Annotated in this window: 19 protein-coding genes; 12 read left to right on the top strand and 7 right to left on the bottom strand. The window is 64.0% G+C overall.

Annotated elements, in window-relative coordinates; translation table 11 throughout:
* Positions 1-12 precede the first annotated feature (12 nt).
* Positions 13-774 carry a pseudouridine synthase gene (locus tag H559_RS0109215; RefSeq protein WP_028452470.1) on the top strand — a complete coding sequence of 254 codons (762 nt, stop codon included), beginning with the start codon at positions 13-15 and terminating at the stop codon, positions 772-774.
* Between the two features lie 47 nt (positions 775-821).
* On the opposite strand, the gene H559_RS0109210 is transcribed toward H559_RS0109215, so the two are convergent.
* Positions 822-1,676, bottom strand: coding sequence for a transporter substrate-binding domain-containing protein (locus H559_RS0109210; RefSeq protein WP_034640545.1), 855 nt, complete (start codon positions 1,674-1,676; stop codon positions 822-824).
* A gap of 246 nt (positions 1,677-1,922) precedes the next feature.
* On the opposite strand from H559_RS0109210, the gene lplT reads away from it, so the two are divergent.
* From lplT to H559_RS0109190, 4 genes are all read left to right on the top strand, one after another.
* The gene (gene lplT / locus H559_RS0109205; protein WP_028452468.1) at positions 1,923-3,215 is read left to right on the top strand and encodes a lysophospholipid transporter LplT; all 1,293 of its coding nucleotides are present in this window, start codon (positions 1,923-1,925) and stop codon (positions 3,213-3,215) included.
* Complete coding sequence (locus tag H559_RS0109200; protein ID WP_028452467.1) at positions 3,208-4,365, top strand: efflux RND transporter periplasmic adaptor subunit; 1,158 nt, start codon at positions 3,208-3,210, stop codon at positions 4,363-4,365. Before lplT ends, H559_RS0109200 begins: the two co-directional genes overlap by 8 nt.
* Positions 4,362-7,421: an efflux RND transporter permease subunit gene (locus tag H559_RS0109195; protein ID WP_028452466.1), complete on the top strand. Its 3,060-nt coding sequence runs from the start codon at positions 4,362-4,364 to the stop codon at positions 7,419-7,421. The genes H559_RS0109200 and H559_RS0109195 overlap by 4 nt, the downstream gene beginning before the upstream one ends.
* A 186-nt stretch (positions 7,422-7,607) precedes the next feature.
* Complete coding sequence (locus H559_RS0109190) at positions 7,608-8,591, top strand: type II secretion system F family protein (protein ID WP_028452465.1); 984 nt, start codon at positions 7,608-7,610, stop codon at positions 8,589-8,591.
* On the opposite strand, the gene H559_RS0109185 is transcribed toward H559_RS0109190, so the two are convergent.
* The 3 genes from H559_RS0109185 to hemN all read right to left on the bottom strand — a co-directional run bounded on the left by H559_RS0109185 (position 8,506) and on the right by hemN (position 11,714).
* Positions 8,506-9,360 carry a DUF4184 family protein gene (locus H559_RS0109185; protein WP_028452464.1) on the bottom strand — a complete coding sequence of 285 codons (855 nt, stop codon included), beginning with the start codon at positions 9,358-9,360 and terminating at the stop codon, positions 8,506-8,508. The two genes, H559_RS0109190 and H559_RS0109185, sit on opposite strands and share 86 nt — an antisense overlap.
* A gap of 182 nt (positions 9,361-9,542) precedes the next feature.
* Positions 9,543-10,202, bottom strand: coding sequence for a sulfite exporter TauE/SafE family protein (locus H559_RS0109180; protein ID WP_028452463.1), 660 nt, complete (start codon positions 10,200-10,202; stop codon positions 9,543-9,545).
* A gap of 102 nt (positions 10,203-10,304) precedes the next feature.
* A complete protein-coding gene (gene hemN, locus H559_RS0109175) occupies positions 10,305-11,714 on the bottom strand; it encodes an oxygen-independent coproporphyrinogen III oxidase (RefSeq protein WP_028452462.1) in 1,410 nt (469 codons plus the stop codon).
* Between the two features lie 154 nt (positions 11,715-11,868).
* On the opposite strand from hemN, the gene fnr reads away from it, so the two are divergent.
* From fnr to H559_RS0109155, 4 genes are all read left to right on the top strand, one after another.
* Positions 11,869-12,618, top strand: coding sequence for a fumarate/nitrate reduction transcriptional regulator Fnr (gene fnr, locus H559_RS0109170; RefSeq protein WP_034640542.1), 750 nt, complete (start codon positions 11,869-11,871; stop codon positions 12,616-12,618).
* Between the two features lie 13 nt (positions 12,619-12,631).
* On the top strand, positions 12,632-13,342 hold the full coding sequence (locus tag H559_RS0109165) for a hypothetical protein (protein ID WP_028452460.1): 711 nt from the start codon (positions 12,632-12,634) through the stop codon (positions 13,340-13,342).
* 37 nt (positions 13,343-13,379) lie between these two features.
* Positions 13,380-14,129 (top strand): dienelactone hydrolase family protein, encoded by a 750-nt coding sequence (locus H559_RS0109160; RefSeq protein WP_028452459.1) that lies wholly within the window; start codon positions 13,380-13,382, stop codon positions 14,127-14,129.
* 71 nt (positions 14,130-14,200) lie between these two features.
* Positions 14,201-15,349, top strand: coding sequence for a glycerate kinase (locus H559_RS0109155; protein WP_034640539.1), 1,149 nt, complete (start codon positions 14,201-14,203; stop codon positions 15,347-15,349).
* A gap of 83 nt (positions 15,350-15,432) precedes the next feature.
* Here H559_RS0109155 and H559_RS19675 read toward each other — a convergent pair whose 3' ends face one another.
* From H559_RS19675 to H559_RS0109140, 3 genes are all read right to left on the bottom strand, one after another.
* Complete coding sequence (locus H559_RS19675) at positions 15,433-16,242, bottom strand: substrate-binding periplasmic protein (protein ID WP_211230919.1); 810 nt, start codon at positions 16,240-16,242, stop codon at positions 15,433-15,435.
* A gap of 76 nt (positions 16,243-16,318) precedes the next feature.
* Positions 16,319-17,173, bottom strand: a complete 855-nt coding sequence (locus H559_RS0109145) for a sulfurtransferase (RefSeq protein WP_028452457.1) — start codon at positions 17,171-17,173, stop codon at positions 16,319-16,321.
* 163 nt (positions 17,174-17,336) lie between these two features.
* The gene (locus H559_RS0109140; RefSeq protein ID WP_028452456.1) at positions 17,337-18,125 is read right to left on the bottom strand and encodes an inositol monophosphatase family protein; all 789 of its coding nucleotides are present in this window, start codon (positions 18,123-18,125) and stop codon (positions 17,337-17,339) included.
* 212 nt (positions 18,126-18,337) lie between these two features.
* Between H559_RS0109140 and H559_RS0109135 the strand changes: the two genes are divergently transcribed.
* The 3 genes from H559_RS0109135 to H559_RS0109125 all read left to right on the top strand — a co-directional run bounded on the left by H559_RS0109135 (position 18,338) and on the right by H559_RS0109125 (position 22,865).
* On the top strand, positions 18,338-19,351 hold the full coding sequence (locus H559_RS0109135) for a putative 2-aminoethylphosphonate ABC transporter substrate-binding protein (RefSeq protein ID WP_028452455.1): 1,014 nt from the start codon (positions 18,338-18,340) through the stop codon (positions 19,349-19,351).
* Positions 19,352-20,088: 737 nt separating this feature from the next.
* Positions 20,089-21,168, top strand: a complete 1,080-nt coding sequence (locus tag H559_RS0109130) for a putative 2-aminoethylphosphonate ABC transporter ATP-binding protein (protein WP_028452454.1) — start codon at positions 20,089-20,091, stop codon at positions 21,166-21,168.
* Positions 21,165-22,865, top strand: coding sequence for a putative 2-aminoethylphosphonate ABC transporter permease subunit (locus tag H559_RS0109125; protein WP_034640534.1), 1,701 nt, complete (start codon positions 21,165-21,167; stop codon positions 22,863-22,865). The genes H559_RS0109130 and H559_RS0109125 overlap by 4 nt, the downstream gene beginning before the upstream one ends.
* Positions 22,866-22,908: the final 43 nt, after the last annotated feature.

Below are 22,908 nucleotides of genomic sequence, written 5' to 3'. Positions count from 1 at the left end.
TTACAATGCGGCATGGAAGAAACCCTGCCCATCCTCTACCAGGACGAACACCTCGTCGCCATCCACAAGCCTTCCGGCCTGCTCGTGCACCGCACCAGCCTCGACCGCTGGGAAACCCGCTTTGCTGTGCAGATCCTGCGCGACCAGCTGGGGCTGCGCGTGTATCCCGGCCACCGCCTCGACAAGGGCACATCGGGCATTCTGCTTTTCGGCCTGAGCCGTGACGCCGGCCGCGCACTGGCGATGGCTTTCGAGGCGCAGCAGGTGCAGAAGACCTACCACGCCGTCGTGCGCGGCTGGCCGGCTGCCACCGGCATGATCGACTACCCGCTCGAGCGCCGGCTGGACGACGCGGAACTCTACGGCGGGCCGGTGCCGACCGGAGCGCAGGAAGCGCGGACAGGCTACCGCACGCTGGCCACTACCGAGCTGCCCTGGCAGATCGACCGCTACCCGCAAAGCCGCTACGCACTGGTCGAGCTGGACCCGCTCACCGGCCGCCGCCACCAGTTGCGCCGCCACCTCAAGCACATCAGCCATCCGATCATCGGCGATGCCACCTATGGCAAGGGCCAGCACAACCGCCGCTTTGCCGCCGAATTCGGTGTCAGCCGCATGCTGCTGGCGTGCTCGGCCATGACCTTCCCGCATCCGGCAACGGGAGACATGCTGGCGCTGCATTGCCCGCTGGAAACCGGCTTTGCCAGCATGCTGGCGCAAATCGGCTGGTTGAGCGGGCAGGATGCCGTGGACAGAATACTTGGCAAGGTATAAGACCACAGCCATTCAATAAAAATGGCTGCAGACATATACCCAACACGCTATTGACGATAAAGCGATGGATTGAGCAGCAGCCAGCCATCAACCTTGCGGTTGAAGAAGCCGCCATCGGAGTACGCGCGGCGGATGCGGCCCTCGCGACGCATCTGGTTCAGCCCTTTGGCGAGCGCATGCAGCACGCGATCGCCTTCCGCCCCCGGCGCCACCAGAAAATGCCGGCTGCCGGGCATGGCGACCTTGATGCCCTGCACCGGCACCAGCCGCACGCCCTCGACCTCGAAGCCCATGTCGGCAGACGGCTTGAACGACACCATGGTGAAATCGGCGCGGCCGCTCTGCAGCATGCGGGCGATCAGCGCAAAGGTCGGTGCATTCTCGATGTGGCGGATGCCGAGGCTTTCCATCGTTGCCACATCGTTCTTCCACGCCTTGTTGGTAATCGCGCGCATCTGGCGCAGTTCGGCCAGCGTGGCATTCTCCACCGCGGCATTCCCCGCCAGCGTGTAGAAGCCGACCACATATTCCCCTTCACGGATCAGCGGCTCGGACACACGCGCAGCACTGGCCTTCACATCCGCGGCCCAGACACTGGTCGCGGTAGCGGCAAGGCGGCCCTGCTCGACCTCGATCAGGCTGCGCGCGTAGCTGTCGACCGTCACGAATTCGACCGCATCGCTCACCCCCCCCAGCCGCAGAGCCTGCTGAAACAGGATGACTTCGACGGTGTCGCGGCGCGAACCGGGGCCGCTGTAATCGCGGATTTCGTCAATATTGCGACCGGCCAGCAGGCGCTGATAATCGGTCAGGACATCCTGCGGAACCGCCACCTGAATTGCGGCGGTGCTGACTGCCGCCCAGCAGAAGGCGGCGGCAGCCAGAATCAGAAACTTTGCCAAGGAACTCTCCATGCCGGCCTGAAGACCGGTCTGGCCCTTACTGTGGCATTTTGCCGGCGGATTGGAAAGCGGGCCTGCGTCTTTCACGAGTGGCACGAGGCAGACATGCCACAGTGACCGCAGAGCACGTTTGCAGCTCTTGCCATGCGGCAAGCCTGTACCAGCTCAGATTTCAGCAGTGTTGCGCATGTGAGCGGCACGGATTTCGTGGTATAACCCCGCAACGCCACTCGCCGACCGAGCACAATGGATCGCGGTTTTTTCATCATCCTGGGTGCGCAGTTCCTGTCTGCGCTTGCCGATAACGCACTGTTCTTCGCAGCACTGGCGCTGCTCAAGGAACAACATTCCCCCGAATGGCATCTGTCGATGCTGCTCTGGTGCTTCACTGTCTCCTACGTGGTGCTTGCCCCCTTTGCCGGATCATTTGCCGATTCGATGCACAAGGGCCGGGCAATGATGATCTGCAACGGCATCAAGCTGCTGGGCTGCATCGGCATGCTCGTCGGCGCCCCGCCCATCATGGCGTATGCCCTCGTCGGCTTCGGCGCCGCCGCCTATTCGCCGGCCAAATACGGCATCATTACCGAATACCTGCCACACGAAAAACTGGTCGCCGCCAATGGCTGGCTGGAAGGCGCAACGGTTGGCGCCATCATTTTCGGCACTCTGCTGGGCGGCATGCTGGCCGGACACAAGGTCAGCGACTGGCTGCTGACGACAGGGCTGGCCGGCCACCTCTCGCCGGCCGAATTTGCCATTGCCATCATCGTCGTACTCTATCTGGCCGCCGCCTGGCTCAATATGTATGTTCCCAGGCTCAATGTGATACTCAAGCCACTGGCACTGCGCCCGAGCAAGCTGGTTGCCGAATTCTGGCACTGCGTGAAGCGCCTCTGGCAGGATCCGCAGGGCCAGCTTTCGCTGGGTGTGACGACACTCTTCTGGGGCGCCGGCGCCACCATGCGCCTGGTCGTGCTGAACTGGGCGGTGATCTGGCTGGCGCTCACCATGCAGGAAGCCACGCAACTGGTTGCCGTTGTCGCCTTCGGCATTGCCGCCGGTGCCGTGATTGCCGGGCACTACATTCCGCTCAAGCGCGCATTCCGCGTGCTGCCGGCCGGCATCCTGATGGGCGTGCTTGTCATCGCGATGCTGTTTGTCAACCAATACTGGCTCGCTGCGTTTCTGATGTTTGTCGTCGGCGTGCTGTCGGGGTTTTTTGTCGTGCCACTCAACGCCATGCTGCAACATCGCGGGCATATGCTGATGGGCGCTGGCCATTCGATTGCGGTGCAGAATTTCAACGAGAACATCGGCATTCTGGTCATGGTTGGCCTGCATGCACTGATGGTGAAATTCTTCAGCAGCCCGGTACCGGCCGATGCGCCGGAGATCGTCAAGACCCTGTTCAAGGCCGGCGGCATGCCGCCGATGTACACCATCATTATCGGTTTCGGCCTTTTTGTGGCCATAACCATGATCTATATCCAGCGCCGTTATCGACGCGGCGTTGCAGCGGGAATCATGCATGACTGAGCGCAAGCTTCTACTGATCCCGGCCAGCCTCGTGCTGGCCGTTTTACTGACTGGCTGCCAGAAAGACAATGCGGGCGACAAGCAGAAAAACCGGCCTCCGGCGACGGTCAGTGCCGTCACCGTCGAGCGGCGTGACCTGCCGGTGCTGCTACAGGCCGAAGGCCACGTTTCAGCGCTCAATACCGTGGAAATCCGCCCGCAAGTCACCAGCCTCATCCGCACCATCCATTTCCGCGAAGGCGCCGCCATCACGAAGGGCCAGCTGCTGTTCACGCTGGAATCCGCCGATGATGAAGCCCAGCTCAACCGCGCCCGCGCGCAGGCGCGCCAGATCGAGGCACAGTTGCGCGAAGCCGAGAAGAACCTCACCCGCACCCGCGAGCTGGCCGCTGCGCGCTTCCTGTCGGACAGCGCCGTAGACACCGCAGCCAGCAAGGTTGACGCGCTGCAGGCCCAGCTTGCCGCTGCTCGCGCCGATATTGCAGCTGCCGGCGTAAAACTGGGCTACACCCGCATCACCGCGCCCATCAGCGGCCGTGCCGGCCGGGTCGATGTGCACCCCGGCTCGCTGGCCCAGCAGAATTCGGCCACAGCACTGGTCACGATCACCGAACTGGACCCGATCGCCGTCGAGTTTTCGCTGCCCGAGCGCGACCTGCCGGCCTTGCTCGATGCCCGCAGCAAGGGGCAAATACGGGTAACGGCCACGACCGGCGAGCTGCCCGCACAGGAAGGCGAGCTGAGCTTCATCGACAATACCGTCGACCCGGCGACCGGCACCATCCGCCTGAAGGCCAGCTTCCGCAATCCGAAGCAGCAATTCTGGCCGGGCCAGTTCGTGCGCGTCTCGGTTGCCGCCGGCATCACGCCACAGGCGGTGGTGCTGCCTGCCGAGGCCGTCCAGACCGGCCCGGATGGCCGCTTCGTCTATCTGATCGGCGCGGACAAAACCGTCAGCGCAAAACCGGTGACCCTGCTGCGCCTGCAGGATCGCATGGCCGTCATCGATGGCCTGCAGGGCGGCGAGCGCGTCGTGCGCGATGGCGGGCAGAATCTGCGCCCGGGCGCTGAAGTCCGCGAAGCAAGCGCGCCGGCCGCGCAAAAAAACGGGCATGAAAAGCGGGCATCCACAGCGAGCCAGGCACGATGAACATTTCCGCCCTCTGCCTGCAGCGCCCGGTCGCCACCACCCTGCTGTGGCTGGCGGTGAGCATCGCCGGTGTACTGGCCTGGTTCAAGCTGCCGATTGCCGCCCTGCCCACTTACGACACGCCAACGATCAACGTCTCGGCCAATCTGGCCGGGGCCAGCCCGGAAACCATGGCGACCTCAGTCGCCACGCCGCTGGAAAAGCAGTTTTCCACCATTCCAGGCCTCGCGCTGATTACATCAAGCAGCACGCAGGGCTCGACGTCGATCACGCTGGAATTCGATGCCGACCGCGATATCGACGCGGCAGCCGCCGATGTGCAGGCTGCGCTGTTCCGTGCCAGCCGCTCGCTGCCGGACGACATGACCAGCCCGCCGTCGTATCGCAAGGTGAATCCGGCTGATGCGCCCATCCTGCTGATCGCGCTGAATTCGCCTTCGCTGAGTCTCGCGCAGCTGAACGATTATTCGGACAACCTGATTGCGCCGGCACTTTCCACCATCAATGGCGTGGCACAGGTGCAGATCTATGGCCAGAAACGCTATGCGGTGCGCATCCAGCTGCGCCCGGATCGGCTCGCCGCGCTCGACATCACGCTGGCCGAGTTGTCCAGCGCACTAAAGTCCGCCAATGCCAATACGCCGATCGGCCAGCTCGACGGCTCGCGCCAGACCCTGTCGCTCGATACCGGCAGCGACCTCCTGCGTGCGGCTGATTTTGCCAAGCTGATCGTCGCCACGCGCAACCAGCAGGCCGTACGCCTGTCGGACATCGCCCGCGTGGAAGACAGCGTGGAAAACGTGAAGAGCGGTAGCTGGATCAATGGCGAGCGCTCGATCATCCTCGCCATCCAGCGCCAGCCCGGCGCCAACACGGTGGCCACCGTCGACGCCATCCGCGCCATGCTGCCGCGCCTGAAGGAACAGATGCCGGCTTCGGTTGAAATCCGCGAAGTGAATGACCGCTCCGCGTCGATCCGCGAGGCGATTCACGATGTGAACCTGACGCTGCTGCTGACCATCGCACTGGTGATTCTGGTCATCCTGATGTTCCTGCGGCGCCTGCCTGCGACGCTGATACCCTCGCTGAGCCTGCCGATTTCGCTGCTTGGCACATTCGCGCTGATGCTCTGGCTGGGCTTCAGCCTGAACAACATTTCGCTGATGGGGCTGACGATTGCCGTGGGGCTGGTGGTCGATGACGCCATCGTGGTGCTGGAAAACATCATGCGCCACATTGAAGAAGGCATGCCGCCGCGTGAAGCGGCACTGCTGGGCGCGCGCGAAGTCGGCTTCACCGTGATCTCGATTTCGATTTCGCTGGTGGCGGTCTTCATCCCCATCTTTTTCATGCCGGGCACGGTGGGGCGGCTGTTTCACGAGTTTGCCTGGGTGGTGTCGCTTGCCATCCTGATGTCGGCCGTCGTGTCGCTGACGCTGATTCCGCTGCTCGTGCCCCGCTTCATCCGCGACCACGATCACGCCGGGCCCGAGCCACGCTGGAGCCTGGTGTTCGAGCGCGGCTTCAGCGCCCTTCTCGCGGCCTATACGCGCACGCTGGATCGCGCGCTGGCCCACCGCAACTGGATCCTGCTGCTGGCCGCCGGCACCTTCGCGCTGACCGGCTGGCTGTATGTCAGCTCACCCAAGGGCTTCTTCCCGCAGGAAGACATCGGACAGCTGCAGGTCACCGTGCAGGGGCCGGAAGACATTGCCTATGAGAGTCTGCTCGCCACCCAGCAGCGCCTGGCTGATCGCGTGCAGAAGAATCCGAATGTGGCCTACGTGGCATCCAGCCTGGGCAGCTCGGGCAACAGCGGCCGCATGTTCATCACGCTGAAACCGCGCAGCCAGCGTGCCGACATGGAAGGCGTGCTGGCCAGCCTGCGCCGCGACACCGCCGGCGAGCCGGGCTTCAATGTCTTTTTCCGGCCGACGCAGAACCTGAACATCGGCGGACGCAGCAGCAACAGCAAATACCAGTACACGCTGCAATCGGTCAACCCGGCGGAACTCGACCAGTGGGTAGAAAAACTGCAGCGCGAACTGCGCAACAGCCGTGCGATCACCGACATCAGTTCGGACGCGCAGAAGCGCGGCCTGCAGGCCCGCCTGGCCATTGACCGCGACAAGGCGGCGCTGCTCGGGGTGGACATGCAGACGCTGCGCGACACGCTCTACGCCGCCTATGGCGGGCGCAAGGTCAGCACCATCTATGCCCCACAGGACAGCTACTCGGTGATCATGGAGCTGGAAGAACGTGACCGCCGCGACGAAAGCGACCTGTCGCGCCTGCAAGTGCGCAGCAAGAACGGTGATCTGGTTCCGCTATCGAGCTTCGTGCGCGTCGACCGCGTCGTGGCCGCCACCACCATCAACCATCAGGGCCAGCTGCCCGCGATCACGCTGTCGTTCAATCTGGCCGAAGGCCACTCGCTGTCCGATGCCGCGCGCGACATCAATGCCGCCAGCGCCGCCATTGCCCTGCCCTCGTCCGTGTTTGGCGCCTTTGCCGGCGAGGCGGCGCTGTACCAGTCCTCGCAGACCAGCCAGCTGCTGCTGATCGCCATTGCGATTGCCGTCATCTACGTGATTCTCGGCGTGCTGTACGAAAGCTGGATTCATCCGGTCACCATCCTGCTGGGCATTCCGTCGGCGGCAGTGGGCGCACTGCTGGCGCTGCGGTTTGCCGGACTCGAAGTCAGCTTCATTGCCATGATCGGCATTCTGCTGCTGGTGGGGATCGTGAAGAAGAATGCGATCATGATGATCGACTTCGCGCTGGAAGCGCAGCGGGCGGGCGCAACGCCGGAAACCGCGATCCGCGATGCCTGCCACAAGCGTTTCCGCCCGATCATGATGACGACACTGGCCGCCATCATGGGTGCACTGCCGATTGCGCTGGGGCTGGGCGCCGGCGCCGAGCTGCGCCAGCCGCTGGGGGTGAGCGTGGTCGGCGGTCTGATTTTCTCCCAGCTCATTACGCTCTACATCACCCCGGTCATCTATCTGGCGTTTGACCGGCTGGGCAAGAAAAAACAGCCAGCCACGACCTGATCGGCCAAAATCCCCAGTCCTTCATGCCCGTGCAAGCGGGAACCTCAATACACCAAAGGGTATATCGGCGCAGCCATTCAATCAGAATGCTCGTGCCGATATACCCTTACAGAACAACCAGCAACTTCTCGCACCCTCCCGTTCCGGCCCTCGCGCACACCGCCGGCATCAGCCATACTGCAAGGCATGAGAACCGGATCCTCCCCGCTGCCGCTGGCCCTGCGCGCCGACCTGTTCGCCCAGCTCGCCACGCTGGAACTGGCCGGCCTGCCCGCCCAGCGTGCCTTTGCCAGCCTGCGCCTGCCCCAGAACCATGCCGGACGTCTGGTGGCAATGGAAAAGCTGCTGGCACGCGGCGTCGACCTTGCTGGTGCAGGGCGCCAGAGCGGGCTCTTTACCCCGCTGGAGGCCACGCTCATTGCCGCCGCCTGCAGTGCCGGCAGCCCGGCGGCCAGCTACCGCCGTCTGGGCGAGCACTACGCGCTGCAGGCAAGGCTCGCCGGGGAGGTCAAGGCGCGGCTCGCCCTGCCCGCACTGATGATCGTGCTCGGCCTGCTGCTGGCCCCCATTCCCGACCTCGCAGCCGGGCGTATCGGTGCCGGCGCCTATCTGCTTGGCGTCCTGCAGCCCCTGCTGCTGATTGCCGGCACACTGCTGGCCGGGAAATGGCTCTGGCAGCGCAGCGAGCAAGACACGAGCGGAGCGCTGGCGAACGAATTACTGGCATTGCCACTTTTTGGCCACTGGTATCGTGACTGCTGCCGCCGCAACTTCCTGGCAAGCCTGGCCCTGCTGGCAGAGGCCGGATTGCCGCTGTTCGATGCCATCCCGCTGGCACTGCAGACGGTCAGCAGCGCCACACTGCGCCGGCAGGCACAGCGCCTGCTGCCGGCACTGCAAGCGGGGGCGACACTGGCGCAGGCCTGTACGCGCGTGCCGTGGCTGCAGGAAGAGCGCATCATCGCGCTGATCACGACCGGCGAACACAGCGGCCGCCTGCCGGAAATGCTGCTGCGCCTTGCTGCGCAGCTGGACGAGGAACTCGCGCACACGGCAACGCAATTCGCCGCCTGGCTGCCACGCCTCATCTATGCACTGGTCGTACTCTGGCTGGCCGCGTCGATTCTGGGCAGCGGCGCCTTTCTGCCGCAGATGCCGGAAGGCCTGTAAAGAACGGCTGGCGCCAGGCCTGCGCACACACGATCCAGCCAGCCAGCACCAGCACGGTGGTGATCACGATGCTGCGAACCAACCAGAAGCGCAGCACCCGGTCGGCCGGCACAGCGTGCAGGGACCAGTAGGCAAGCACCATCGCGAGCAGCCCCGCGCCACCCAGCAACAGCAGGAAAAACCGCCGGCTCTGCCACCCCGCTAAACCGCACTCATCCGGCACGCCGGCCGCGTATTGGCAACGCTTCGATCGGTACGCCAGCCAAAGGACGCCGATACCAAAAACGCTGCTGCCATACTGCAGCAGCTTGAATACGGGCAGAGCAAAGCCTGGCCAGAGCGTTACGTCACCGGCCAGCCATGGCCAGCACAGCACCAGCCCGCCGTACTGGTGCGTGGCCATATCCCACAGCAGGTGGCTTGCGGCGCCAAGCCAGCAGGCAAACAGCACGCGCGGGGACAGCAGCACGTCAGCCGCGCCCGGCAGCACCAGCGCCGCTTCCAGCACCGGTCGGCTTGGTGCCGGCAGCAGAAGCAGACAGTCACCCGCTACCTGGCGCAGCAGCAGCAAGGACAGCAGGGTGACCGGCACACACAGCTGCAGGAGCCCCGGCAACGAATGCGCGTGCGTGGCCAGGGCAAATTGCCCGATGTAATACCCCGCATCCGGTGCCAGACTGCCAGCGATCAGCGCCGGCAAGGGCAGCCTGCGTCCGGAGAGCGCGTGAATGGGCAGAACGGCGGCAGGATGGGCAAAGGTCCAGGGCATGGCGGTTTCCGGAACAGGCGACGGCAGACAGCACCGCAGCGATGGCTGAGGCAGGCAGCATGCCGCGATCATGTGGAAAACCGATGGAGACTTGATGGAAAAACGATGAAGCTGAGCCTAGTGCGAACCTGATCATGCCCTTCCCGCACCAGCCCCGGCAGCCGCGCCAGTGCTGGCAGAGGCTAGAACAGCAAGGCCAGCAGGCGCCACAGGCCCAGCAGCACCAGCAGCCCGCCAGCCAGCTGGCGCAGCCAGGGGCGGCGCAAGGCACAGACCAGCCAGCCGCTGGCCTGCCCGATGAGCAGCAGATTGGGCAGGGTACCGAGGCCAAAGGCCAGCATCACCTGCCCGCCTTCAAGCGGACTGGCGGTTGCCAAGGCGGAAAGGCTGGCGGTATAGACCAGACCGCAGGGCATCCAGCCCCACAGCAGGCCCACCGCCAGACTCTGACCGAGGTGGCGTACCGGCAGCAGCGTCTTCAGCAGTGGCTGGATGCGGCGCCAGAGCGGTGCACCAAGACTTTCCAGGCGCAATAGCCAGCGATTCCAGCCCGCCACATAGCAGCCCATCAGCACCAGCAACAGGTTGGCGAGCACATAGAGCACGTCCTTGACCTGCTGGAGTATGCCAATAGAAGCAAAGGATGCAATTGCTCCCAGAATGATACCAATCAGGGTATAACCGGAAAGCCGCCCGATATTGAAAGCCAGATGATGCGGCCAGCGCGGGCCGGCCGGCAGGTTCATGCTGAATGCCGCGACCACGCCGCCGCACATGCCAAGACAGTGCCCGCCGCCAAGCAGGCCGGCAATGAAAAGCGCAAGGTAGCTGAATTCGGGCATGGCAAGGCAGGGATGAAAGTCAGCAGGAGCACGCCCCCTGCAAACGGCTGATGACTGAACACCGGGCGTGGCGGTCCGGGGCAGGCCCGGATCAGCCCGGGCTCAGATCAGTTTCGAATAGCGGGCCTGAGTTTGCCGCGTGCGCAGGTAGCGGTCAAACTGCATGGCAATCGAGCGCACCAGCAAGCGCCCGCGCGGCAGCACGCGGACCGCCTCGTGGTCGATTTCCACCAGGCCATCGTCGACGAATTGCCGCAAGGCCTGCAGCTCCTCGTCGAAATACTGGGCGAAATCGATCATGTAGCCGACTTCAAAGGGCTGGTAATACACCTCGAACTGGCACATCAGCGCCTGGATGACCGCGCGGCGTAAAAGGTCATCCGGCCCCAGCCGCATGCCGCGCACGACCGGCAGGCCGCCCGCGTCGAGCAGCCTGTAGTATTCGTCGAGATCCTTGGCATTCTGGTTGTAGCTGGCACCGACCTTGCCGATGGCGGAAACGCCGAAGGCCATCAGGTCGCAATCGGCATGCGTCGAATAGCCCTGGAAATTGCGGTGCAGGCGGCCGCGCCGCTGTGCGATGGTCAGCTCGTCATTCGGCAGGGCGAAATGATCCATGCCGATGAACACGTAGCCGGCCTCTTCCAGCCGCGCGATGGCCATCTGCAGGATGTCGAGCTTCACATCGGCCGCAGGGAGTTCATCGGCATTGATGCGGCGCTGCGGCATGAAGCGCTCGGGCAGATGCGCGTAGTTGTAGAGCGAAATGCGGTCCGGACGCAGCTGCAACACCTGCTCCAGCGTGCCGGCAATGCTCTCCAGCGTCTGCAGCGGCAAACCGTAGATCAGGTCGACACTCACCGACTTGAAACCGTACATGCGCGCGGCCTCGATGACCACGCGCGTTTCGTCATAGCTCTGGATGCGGTTCACCGCCTTCTGTACCGCCGGGTCGAAATCCTGGATGCCGACACTCATGCGATTGAAGCCGAGTTGCGCCAGCAATTGCACCGTTTCGATGCCAACCTTGCGCGGATCGATCTCGATCGAAAATTCCCCCCCCTGCTGCAGCTTGAAGCGCTCGTTGATTGCGCCCATCAGGCGTTCGAGCTGGGCATGATTGAGGAAGGTCGGCGTGCCGCCGCCGAAGTGCAGCTGCCGCACCAGCCCCTTGTGCGGCAACAGGTCGGCCTGCAGGTTGATTTCGCGGATCAGGTAGTCCAGATACTGGTCGGCACGGCTGGTGTCCTTGGTGATGACCTTGTTGCAGGCACAGTAGTAACAAACGGTATTACAAAAGGGCAGATGGAAATATAATGACAGCGGTTTTGCCAGCGTGCCGGGCGCGCGTTGGCTAACGGTCTGGCAATAGTCGGCACAGGTAAAGCCGGCACCAAAACGATCGGCAGTCGGGTAGGATGTATAGCGAGGGCCATTGCCGTCGTAGCGAACAATCAGCTCACGGTCAAAGACCAGCTGCCGGGAATCTCTGGCTTGCGATGATGTCGACATGTAGCTCTCGTGCATGTTCTTGTGGTGAAATCTTGCGCTTTATTTTGGCGCGCCAGCTTGCCTTAAATACTTGCCGCCACAACTTGATCTAGATCAACTAAAATCAGGTAGTCATCCCGATACCCTAAGATCACTAAGCAATTCGGACTAATCCATGTCAATTCAAACACCTATCCCGGTTCGCGACGTTTCCTTCCGCGGCCTGCGCCAGTCCTGCTCGAACTGCAGCCTGCGCGAACTGTGCCTTCCGGTCGGTCTCAACCAGGATGAGCTGCGCCAGCTGGATACCATCATTTCCCAGGGCCGCCCGATCAAGCGTGGCGAAGCGCTGTACCGCGCTGGCGAACCGTTCCGCTCGCTTTATGCAGTCCGTCTGGGCTTTTTCAAGGCCAGCGTCATTTCCGAGGACGGGCGCGAACAGGTCACCGGCTTTCACATGACCGGCGAATTGCTGGGCATGGACGCCATCAGCACCGATTTCCACACCTGCGACGCGATTGCGCTGGAAGACAGCGAAGTCTGCGAACTGCCCTTCGGCGACATCGAAACGCTGGCCCGCGACGTGCCGGCGCTGCAGCACCACCTGTATAAAGTGATGAGCCGCGAAATCGTGCGCGACCACGGCGTCATGCTGCTGCTCGGCAACATGAAGGCCGAAGAGCGTCTCGCCGCCTTCCTGCTGAACCTGTCGCAGCGTTTTGCCGTGCGCGGCTATTCGGCCATGAGCTTCCACCTGCGCATGACGCGCGAGGAAATCGGCAGCTACCTTGGCCTGAAGCTGGAAACGGTCAGCCGCACGCTGTCCAAGTTCCAGGATCAGGGTTACATCAAGGTGCAGAACCGCCTGATCGAGCTGGTTGACGTCGACAGTCTCAAACGTCTGCTCAACAGCTGCCAGGGCTGACAGGACTCCCGCCATGACGCGCCCCGCCTTGCTGGTCGTGAGCCAGCCTGACACCGGGGCGCTGCTGGCAGCGCGCTGGGCCAAGCACCCGCCCGCTGCCGATTACACCCTTTGTACCCCCGATACCCTGCCAGCCCGAAGCAATGCCGGCGCCATCCTGCTGGTGCAGCAGCCGCTGGCAATGGCACTGGGCATGGCGGCAGCCTGCCCGGTTGCCTGTGCCGATCTGGCGCTGCAAGCCAGCCCGGCCGGAATTGAATACGGTTTCATGCTGGCGGCTGGCGGCAGCAGCGCGGCTCTCGCGCATCTGGCACCGCTGCTGGACAGCCTCGCTCCCATGCCGGATGCCTGGCTGCATGCCGGACCGACAGGCGCGGCCAGCTTTTGCAGCGAAGCAGTCACCCTGCTGTCCGGTGCCGGCCTGGCCCCCTTGCTGATGAGCATCACCCGCCAGATCATCACCAGCCCTCCCACCGGCACACCGGATCAGCACGCCCTTCTGGGTGCACTGGGACAGTATCTGCAGGCACAAAGCGACAGCTGCAGCCAGCTGCGCATCCTCGCCGCGCAGTACCTCGCCAGCAGCCCGGAAACGGAAGCGGCATTCACCCCGCATCACCCGCAGACACGCCAATTCGGCTTTCTGCCACTGGATGCCGAGCTGGCACCGGCCACCCAGCTGGCACGGTTACTGCTGCAAAGCCTGCCGGCAGGACCGGCCTGATCCCTTTTTCCCGCCCACCTCAACACGGAACATCCGCATGCTGATCCAAAGCGAAATCGTCGACCTGAACACCCCCACCGGCGTGATGCGTACCTATGTGCATCGCCCGCAAGCCGCAGGCAAATACCCGGTCATCCTGCTGTATTCGGAAATCTTCCAGCAGACTGGTCCGATCGAGCGCGCAGCGCGCCTGATCGCCGGGCACGGCTACGCGGTGCTGGTGGCCGAAGTATTCCACGAGCTCAACCCCATCGGCACCGTACTGGCCTATGACGACGCCGGCCGCGACAAGGGCAATGCCGACAAGCAGGCCAAGGATGTCTGCGGCTACGACAGCGACAACCGCGCGATGCTCGACTGGGCGAAGCTGCAGCCGTGGTCAAGCAACCGCTTTGGCGCCATGGGCTTCTGCATCGGCGGCCACCTGGCCTTCCGTGCCGCGCTGCAGCCGGAAATCGAAGCCACCGCGTGCTTCTACGCCACCGACCTGCACAGCAACGTGATTCCGAACCAGCCCGGCCAGCACAGCATGGAACGCATCGGCGAGATCAAGGGCGAGATGCTGATGGTCTGGGGCAAGCAGGATCCGCATATTCCGCCGGCAGGCCGCGCCAAGGTCTACCAGGACATGACTGCCGCCGGCCTCGTGTTCAGCTGGCACGAATTCAACGGCGTACACGCCTTCATGCGTGACGAGGGTGACCGCTATGACGCCGCGCTGGCACTGAAGGGCTACCAGCTCGCGCTCGACCTGTTCGGCCGCACACTGCACAGCATCCCCGCATAAGCAGCAAGGGTATAAGCCTGCAGCCATTCATTGCAAATGGCTTCAGGCTTATACCCATCAAGATCATAACCATGCACCCGCTGCGCAAGATTGTCGTCGCCCCCGATTCCTTCAAGGAAAGCCTCAGCGCCAGTGAGGTCGCCGCCATCATTGCCGCTGCGCTGCGCGAGCAGTTGCCCGGCGTTGCCGTGCTGGAAATGCCGGTCGCTGACGGCGGCGAAGGCACGCTGGATGTGCTGGTTCGCGCCACCGCTGGCCGGCGCCACATGGCAACCGTCAGCGGGCCACTGGGCGCACCGGTGACGGCCAGCTGGGGACTGCTCGGCGACGGTCGCAGCGCCATCATCGAAATGGCCACTGCCAGCGGCCTGATGCTGGTGCCACCAACTGATCGCAATCCGCTACTGGCTTCCACCGAGGGCACGGGGGAGCTGATTCTTGCGGCGCTGGATACCGGTGCGCGGCATTTCATTCTTGCCATTGGCGGCTCGGCGACCAATGACGGCGGCAGCGGCATGCTGCGTGCGCTCGGCATGCGCTTTCTGGACGACACCGGCCGCGATCTGCCCGCCGGTGGTGCGGCACTGGCCAGGCTGGCGCGCATCGACCCTGCCGGCCTTGATCCGCGACTCGCGCACTGCCGTTTCGACGTTGCCTGCGATGTCGACAATCCGCTGACCGGCCCGCAGGGCGCTTCGCAGGTTTTCGGCCCGCAGAAAGGCGCCAGTCCGGCCATGGTTGCGACGCTTGATGCCGCGCTCGCGCACTATGGCGCAATCATCAAGACGACACTGGGCCGCGATGTCGCGCAGATGCCCGGCGCTGGGGCGGCCGGTGGCATGGGCGCAGCCGCCCTCGCCTTTCTCGGCGGCCGGCTGAGGCCCGGCATCGACATCGTGCTCGATGCGCTTGAATTCGATGCCCGGATCGCCGATGCCGATCTGCTCATTACCGGCGAAGGCCGGCTCGATGGCCAGAGCCTGCGCGGCAAAAGCCCCATCGGTGTGGCACGGCGCGGCAAACGCGCGGGTTTGCCGGTTATCGCGCTTGCCGGCAGCGTAGCTGATGATGTGGATGCGGTGCACCCGCACGGCATCGATGCCGTCTTTGCCTGTGTGCCGCGTGCGATGCCGCTGGCTGACGTGCTGGCGGAGGCGCGGACCAATCTGGCGCGCACGGCACGCAATGTGGCCGCACTGCTGGCGCTGGGCCGGCAATGACATATACCCGATAAAGTATGAAGCCCTGACCATTTGCAGGAAATGGCCAGGGCTTCATACCCACCAAAAAAATAACAAGTGCGCTATTTGTCGCGCTTGCCCTGCGCGAGCTGGTTGATCTTCTTGCGAGCCTCGTCCAGCAAGGCATTGAATTCGCCGCTCTGCTTCAGCCCGGCCAGGCCCGCATTGAACTGGCGAACCAGCTCGGCACCGTCACTGCGCTGGCGCGAAATCACCACGTGCAGCGGCGCAGTCCAGTAGGCCTTGTCCTGGCAGCTCAGCTGGGCAACTTCGGCCGGCGTCAGATTGGTCGCCATCAGGTAGGGGCCGACTTCGGCGTCAACCGGAAACAGGTCGATGCGCTTCGAGAGCAGCTTGCGGAAATTGCTGACATCCGAACCGGCGAAATCGACGTTCAGTACGCCGCTTTTCTGCAGATTGGTAAAATCATCCGAGTAATAATTGCCGCTGGTCGCCCCGATGCGGTAAGGCGCCAGATCACTCAGCGTCTGCCAGGCATAGGTTTCGCCCTTGCGCTGGCAGAACACCATGCGCAGCGCCATCACCGGCTCGGTGTAGAAAAGGTCTTTCTCGCGTTCCGGCGAGCGCGCCCAGCCAAAACTGCCATCGTAAAGACCGCGTCGGGGCGCCTCGATGGCGCGATTGTTCGGAACGGGAACCAGCGTCACCGCAACGCCCTGCCTGGCGAACGACTCGGTCACCACGCGCGTCAGCAGACCCTGATAGGGAAGATTCTGCCCCATGAAGGGCGGGTATTCCTGCAGCGTCAGCGTAATCGGCGGCGCGGCGAACGCGGCGGTGGCCAGCAGCCAGCCAGCCAGCGCGGCAAGCAAGCGGCCCATCCTGCGCGACACACTCTTTGGCGTATTCATTTTGAATCCCCTTGCGCACGACCCGATTCTTTCAGTGAACCGCATCTCGCGCAAAATGCCAGCAGAAAACCGGCAATCATGCGCCGGATGCCGGCTCGGTGCTGACCGGCCGTGCCGGATCACTGCACCATTCGCTCCACGAGCCGACATACAGGCGCCCGGCCGGCAGGCCGGCGACTGTGAGCGCCAACTGGTTATGGCAGGCCGTCACACCCGAGCCGCACTGGTGCACGATATTTTCCGGTGCCAGATCACCCAGCACCGCCAACCATTCGTCACGCAATTGTGCGGCCGGCTTGAAGCGGCCATCAGCGCCGAGGTTCTGCATGCAAAAGCGGTTTCTGGCCCCCGGAATATGACCGCCAACCGGGTCCTTGGTTTCGCCGATGCCGACAAAACGCTCGCCACTGCGCGCATCGAGCAGCGTGAATTGCGGGTTCGCCAGATTGGCTTCAACCTCGGTCACGCGCACCACGCGGGCATCATCGGGGGTCGCGGTAAAACGCACTGGCAGAGGCACCGGCTGCGCGGCCGAGACTTCGGCTCCAGCCGCCTGCCAGGCCGGCCAGCCACCATCCAGCACCTGCACCGCCTCATGCCCCAGCCAGCGCAGGAGCCACCACAGCCGCGCGGCAAACGGGCCACCAGCAGCATCGTAGGCCACCACATGGCTGGCATTGCCGATCCCGACGGCCCCCAGCTTCTGCGCCAGTACGGTGGCATCGGGCTGCGGGTGCCGGCCATTGGTGCCGGTAAGCGGGGCGGAGAGATCGTCGTCCAGATGCAGAAAGACCGCGCCGGGGATATGGCTGGCCGCATAGGCGGCGCGCCCGGCCTGCGGGTCGGCCAGATCATGCCGGCAGTCAACCACGACCAGACCGGGCGTACCCAGACTGGCCTGCAATTCGGCAACGGAAATCAGGGGGTGCATGCGGAGGCCTCACTGAAAATGTCAGAAGTAAAGCCACCAGCTTACAAGAGACAGACAATCCTGTCAGTCGGGTGAAGCAGCAATGCGGCGTGGCAAGCACACGGCAGCGGCACGCCGCACCGTCTGCGCGCCGCATCGTGCTTTGTCGCGCAAACGCCGGAGCTCAGGCCACGCTTTGCATATACGCCAGTGCAGCCGCATGCAGCACCGGGTTGCACGCTGCCAGCACGCGGCCGGTGTCGGCGCTGGCCATCGTCAGCGGCCGGCCCTGCCAGTCGCTCATTTTGCCACCGGCGGCATTCACCACCGGTGCCAGCGCGGCAAAGTCATGCAGCTTCAGGCCCTCTTCCACCACCACTTCCAGCCAGCCACTGGCCACCTGCGCATACAGATAGCCATCACCACCCCATAGCTTGTAGCGGCAGGTATCGGCCAGTGATTCAAACGCCGCAATGCCTGTGGGCAGATACTCTGGCCCGGTACTACCGATACGCGAACGGGCGAGCTCAGCCGTTTCATTCAGCGTCACCGGCTCGCCATTCAGCGTGGTCGGCACGCCCTCGCCGCCCAGCCAGCGCTCGCCGGTGATCGGCTGATTGATCACCCCGAGCACCGGCACACCGCGATGCAGCAGACCAATCAGCGTCACGAACAACGGACGGCCCACGGTGAAGGACTTGGTGCCATCAACCGGATCGAGCACCCACACCCATTCGGCATCCGCACGCTCGGAGCCGAACTCCTCGCCGATGATGCCATCCTGCGGACGCAATTCATTGATCAGCGCACGCATCACGCGTTCGGCCTCGCGGTCGGCCACGGTTACCGGGCTGTCATCCGATTTGTCATCGATGGCAAAGGCACTGCGAAACAGCGGGCGAATGGCAGCTGCGCTGGCGTCGGCCAGCTGTCCGGCAAGGGCAATCAGCTCGGCGGGAATGGCGATGGTCATAGTCGGGGATTCCTTGGGTCTTTCTTGTTCATTGAGCAGGATGGGACGCTATCACAGCACGGGGATCAGCGTCATGGCCAGTGGCAGAAAACACTGCCGTGGCGGATGCAAGGCCGGATCATGCCCGACAAACACAAAATTCGTCTAGACGTAATTTGCCTGTCACATCCGGCTCGCACAATGCGCCCATCCCAACCGACGGAACCCTTGCGATGAAAACCCTGAGCACCCTCACTCTGGCCCTGCTGGCCACCTTCGCTGGCCATGCCTTTGCCGACACGACGCTGACCGTTTACACCGCGCTGGAAGCCGACCAGCTCAAGGCCTACCAGGAAAAATTCGAGCAGGAAAACCCCGGCATCAAGCTGAAGTGGGTACGCGACTCCACCGGCATCATCACTGCCAAGCTGCTGGCCGAAAAGGCCGCACCGCAGGCCGATGTGGTCATGGGCGTCGCTGGCTCCTCGCTGCTGGTACTGGAAAAGGAAGGCATGCTGCAGGCCTACGCCCCCAAGGGTGTGGAAAAACTCAGCAAGCAGTACGTGGACGACAGCAACCCGCCGGCCTGGGTGGGCATGGATGTGTGGGGCGCCACCGTCTGCTTCAACACCGTCGAGGCTGCCAAGCTGGGCCTGAAAAAGCCGGAAAGCTGGAAAGACCTGCTGAAGCCCGAATACAAGGGCAAGATCGTGATGCCGAATCCGGCATCCTCCGGCACCGGCTATTTCGACGTGACCGCGTGGCTGACCATCTTCGGCGAGAAGGATGGCTGGGCCTATATGGACAAGCTGCACGACAACATCGCGCAGTACACGCACTCCGGCTCCAAGCCCTGCAAGCAGGCCGCGGCCGGCGAATTCCCGATCGGCATTTCGTTTGAATACCGCGCTGCCAAGCTGAAAGACGGCGGTGCACCGATTGATCTGGTGTTCCCGAAGGAAGGCCTGGGCTGGGATGTGGAAGCCACGGCGATCATGAAGGGCACGAAGAACCTGGACGCGGCGAAGAAGCTGGCCGACTGGTCCGCCTCGAAATCCGCCAACGAACTGTATGAAAAGAACTTCGCCATTGTCGCCATGCCGGGCATCGCCAAGCCGAATGCGCATATCCCGGCGGACTATGAACAGCGCCTGGTGAAGCAGGACCTGCGCTGGTCGGCCGCCAATCGCGACAAGATTCTGGCCGAGTGGACCAAGCGTTATGACGGCAAGTCGGAGAAGAAGTAAGCGGATTGAGCCGACTGCGCAGGCTTACTCGCGATGGCCCATGGGGGTTTAGCGCCAGCGGCGCGGTGTTTGGATGCCGGGTGTGCCCGGCGGCACGTCAGGGGGCTTGCCTTGCCAAGCCCCCCGACACCCCCAAGGCGCGCCCGCTCCGTCGCCCCGCTGCGCGGGGTGCCCTGCGATGCTCGTCTGCGGCAGCGACGGGGGGCAACTCGGGCTTCGCCCTCAAACACTCCCCCCGTCGAAACCCTGCCGCAGATTGCGCTTCTCGGCGACTGCGAGGGCATCGCGTCCTAAGCAGCAGCACGGCATACCCATGCAGTGATAAGCCCGCAGCCTAATAATCCAAAGGGCTTTAGCTGCATACCCACTATTGCATGGCGGGTTACGCCGTTGGCTAACCCGCCCTACGAATCACCACGGCAGCCGATTAGCAGGCCCCGCCCTGAAGCCGCCGAGAAGCGCAGCAGGCCACAGGGTTTCGCGGGTGAGATGTTTGAGCCCGAAGGGCGAGTTTCGAACCCGCGCTGTGGCTTGCGAGCATCGCAGGGCACCCCGCGCAGCGGGGCGGCGGACCGGGCTCGCCTTTTCTTTGGTTCGTTTCTTTTGGCGAGACAAAAGAAATGAACCCGTCCGCCGGGCGGAACCGGTATCAAAACACCGCGCCGCAGGCGCTAAACAAACGAACAGTAGAAAACGCTAAAGCCCCCATGCACCGTGACCTGCCCGAATCCCTGACCATGAACTCCACCCCCTATCTGTCGCTCAGCGGCATACAGAAACGCTTCGGCGCACATACCGCGCTTTCCGGCATTGATCTGACCATCCGCCAGGGCGAGTTTGTCTGCCTGCTGGGGCCGTCGGGCTGCGGCAAGACGACGCTGCTCAGAATTATTGCCGGGCTGGAAGGCATGGACAGCGGCCGCATCGCCCGCGACGGCCGGGACATCGGCCGGCTGCCGCCGGCGGCGCGCGATTACGGCATCGTGTTCCAGTCCTACGCGCTGTTTCCCAACCTGACCGTCGCACAAAACATCGCCTATGGCCTTACCGGCCGGCGCGAGGACAAGGACAGGCGCGTGACGGAATTGCTGGCGCTGATCGGCCTGCCGGCCATTGCCGGCAAATACCCGGCGCAGCTCTCGGGCGGCCAGCAGCAGCGCGTGGCACTGGCCCGCGCACTCGCCACCTCGCCGGGGCTCTTGCTGCTCGACGAGCCGCTCTCGGCACTCGATGCACAGGTACGCGAGCACCTGCGCGGCGAAATCAAGGCGCTGCAGCGCCAGCTCGGCGTCACCACCATCATGGTCACGCACGACCAGGAAGAAGCATTGACGATGGCCGACCGCGTGGTGGTGATGAACCACGGCGTGATCGAGCAGATCGGCACGCCCGAGCAGATCTACCGCCAGCCCGCCAGCCGCTTCGTCGCGGACTTCGTCGGCCAGTGCAACTGGCTGACCGGCACCGTGCTTTCCCCGGGGCAGCTGCGCGTGGGCGATGGCATCGTCAGTGCGCCGGCGGCCAGCGAATTTGCCAGCGGCACGCAGGTCGAGCTCTTCCTGCGCCCCGAGGATGTGCAGATCAACCCGCGCTGGGAGCCTTCGCCAAATAGCGCGCTCGCCGAAGTACAGCAGATCGAGCTGCTGGGCAGCCTCTACCGCCTCACCCTTTCCGTACCGCAATGGGGCAATCTGCCACTGCTGGCCGACATCAGCCACCGTCAGCTCGTGCAGCTGGCCATTGGCGACGGCCAGCGCCTGCCGGTGCAATTGCCCGCCGCCAGCCTGCGCTGCTTCGGCACGGCGGAGGCCGCATGAGCACGCTGACGCTGTCCAACCCGCCCCGCAGCACAGCTCGGCGGGCTTCGAGCGAGTGGCTGGCATTGCCGCTCGCCGGCATCGCCCTGCTGGCGCTCGTGATCCTGCTCGCACTGCCGCTCATCGCCATCCTCGGCCAGGCCGTGCACGACCCGGACACCGGCGTCTGGGGTCTTTCGCAGGTGGCGCCCATCCTCGCCTCGCCCGCGCTGGTGCAGCAGGTGAAAAACAGCATCGCCGTTGCGCTGACCACCAGCCTGATCGTGCTGCCGCTCGCCTACGGTTTCGCCGCCGCGCTCACGCGCAGCGCCATGCCGGCCAAGGGCCTGTTCCGCGCGCTGGCGCTGATTCCGCTGCTGGCACCGTCGCTCTTGCCCGGCATCGCGCTCGTTTATCTGTTTGGCAATCAGGGCGTGCTCAAGGGCCTGTTTCCCGACGGCATTTACGGCTTCTGGGGCATCGTGATCGGCGAGGCGTTTTACACTTTCCCACACGCGCTGATGATCCTGGTCACCGCGCTGTCGGTCGCCGACGGGCGACTGTACGAGGCCGCCACCGCGCTGGGCGCCGGCCGTGTCCGGCAGTTTTTTACCGTCACGCTGCCCTCGGTGCGCTTCGGGCTGATTTCGGCCGCAATGGTCGTGTTCACGCTCGTCATCACCGATTTCGGCGTACCCAAGGTGATCGGTGGGCAATACAACGTGCTGGCACTGGAAGCGTACAAGCAGGTGATCGGCCAGCAGAATTTCCCGCGCGGCGCGGTAATCGGCGTGCTGCTCTTGCTGCCGGCGCTGTTTTCCTTTGCCATTGACCACTTCGCCCAGCGCCGCCAGCAAGCCTTGCTCACTGCGCGCGCCCAACCACTGCAGCTGCGCCGCCAGCCGCTGCGCGATGCGCTGGCGTTTCTCTTTTGCACGCTCACCGGCGGTGCGCTGCTGGTGATCCTCGGCACCGCCGTTGCCGCCGCGCTGATCAAGCTCTGGCCCTACAACCTGAGCCTGACCTTCGATCACTTCGATTTCAGCAATGTCGATGGCGGCGGCGCGCAGGCCTTTGTGAACAGCCTGAAGATGTCGGCACTGACCGCACTGTTTGGCACGCTGCTGGTGTTCGGCGCAGCCTGGCTCACGGAAAAGGTCGGCGTCGCGCGCCGGCTGCAGCGCCCGCTGCACCTGCTCGCCATGCTGCCGATGGCGGTGCCGGGGCTGGTGCTGGGCCTGGGCTATGTGTTCTTTTTCAACGAGCCGGCCAATCCGCTGCACGGCCTCTACGGCACGATGACGATACTGGTGCTGTGTTCGATCGCGCATTTCTACACCACGGCGCATCTCACCGCCGTCACCGCGCTGCGCCAGCTCGACCGCGAATTCGAGGCCGTTTCCGCCTCGCTGCAAGTGCCGTTCTGGCTCACCGCCTGGCGCGTCACGCTGCCGGTATGCCTGCCGGCGGTGCTGGACGTGGCGCGCTATTTCTTTGTCGCGACGATGACCACCGTCTCGGCGGTGATCTTCCTCTACACGCCGGACACCGCGCTGGCGTCCGTCTCGGTATTGAACATGGACGACGCCGGCGACACCGCCGCCGCCGCCGCAATGGCGACGCTGATCGTCGCCGCATCTGCCACTGCCTGCCTGCTCTTTGCCGCACTCCAGTGGCTGCTGCTGCGCCGCACGCAGCGCTGGCGCAACCCGGGCTGACACATACCCATGCGTACATACATCCACAGCCCTTACCCATGAA

This window comes from Chitinilyticum aquatile DSM 21506, assembly GCF_000430805.1.
In the GTDB taxonomy this organism is placed as follows: domain Bacteria; phylum Pseudomonadota; class Gammaproteobacteria; order Burkholderiales; family Chitinibacteraceae; genus Chitinilyticum; species Chitinilyticum aquatile.
This window is presented reverse-complemented; position numbering and strand designations above follow the sequence as displayed.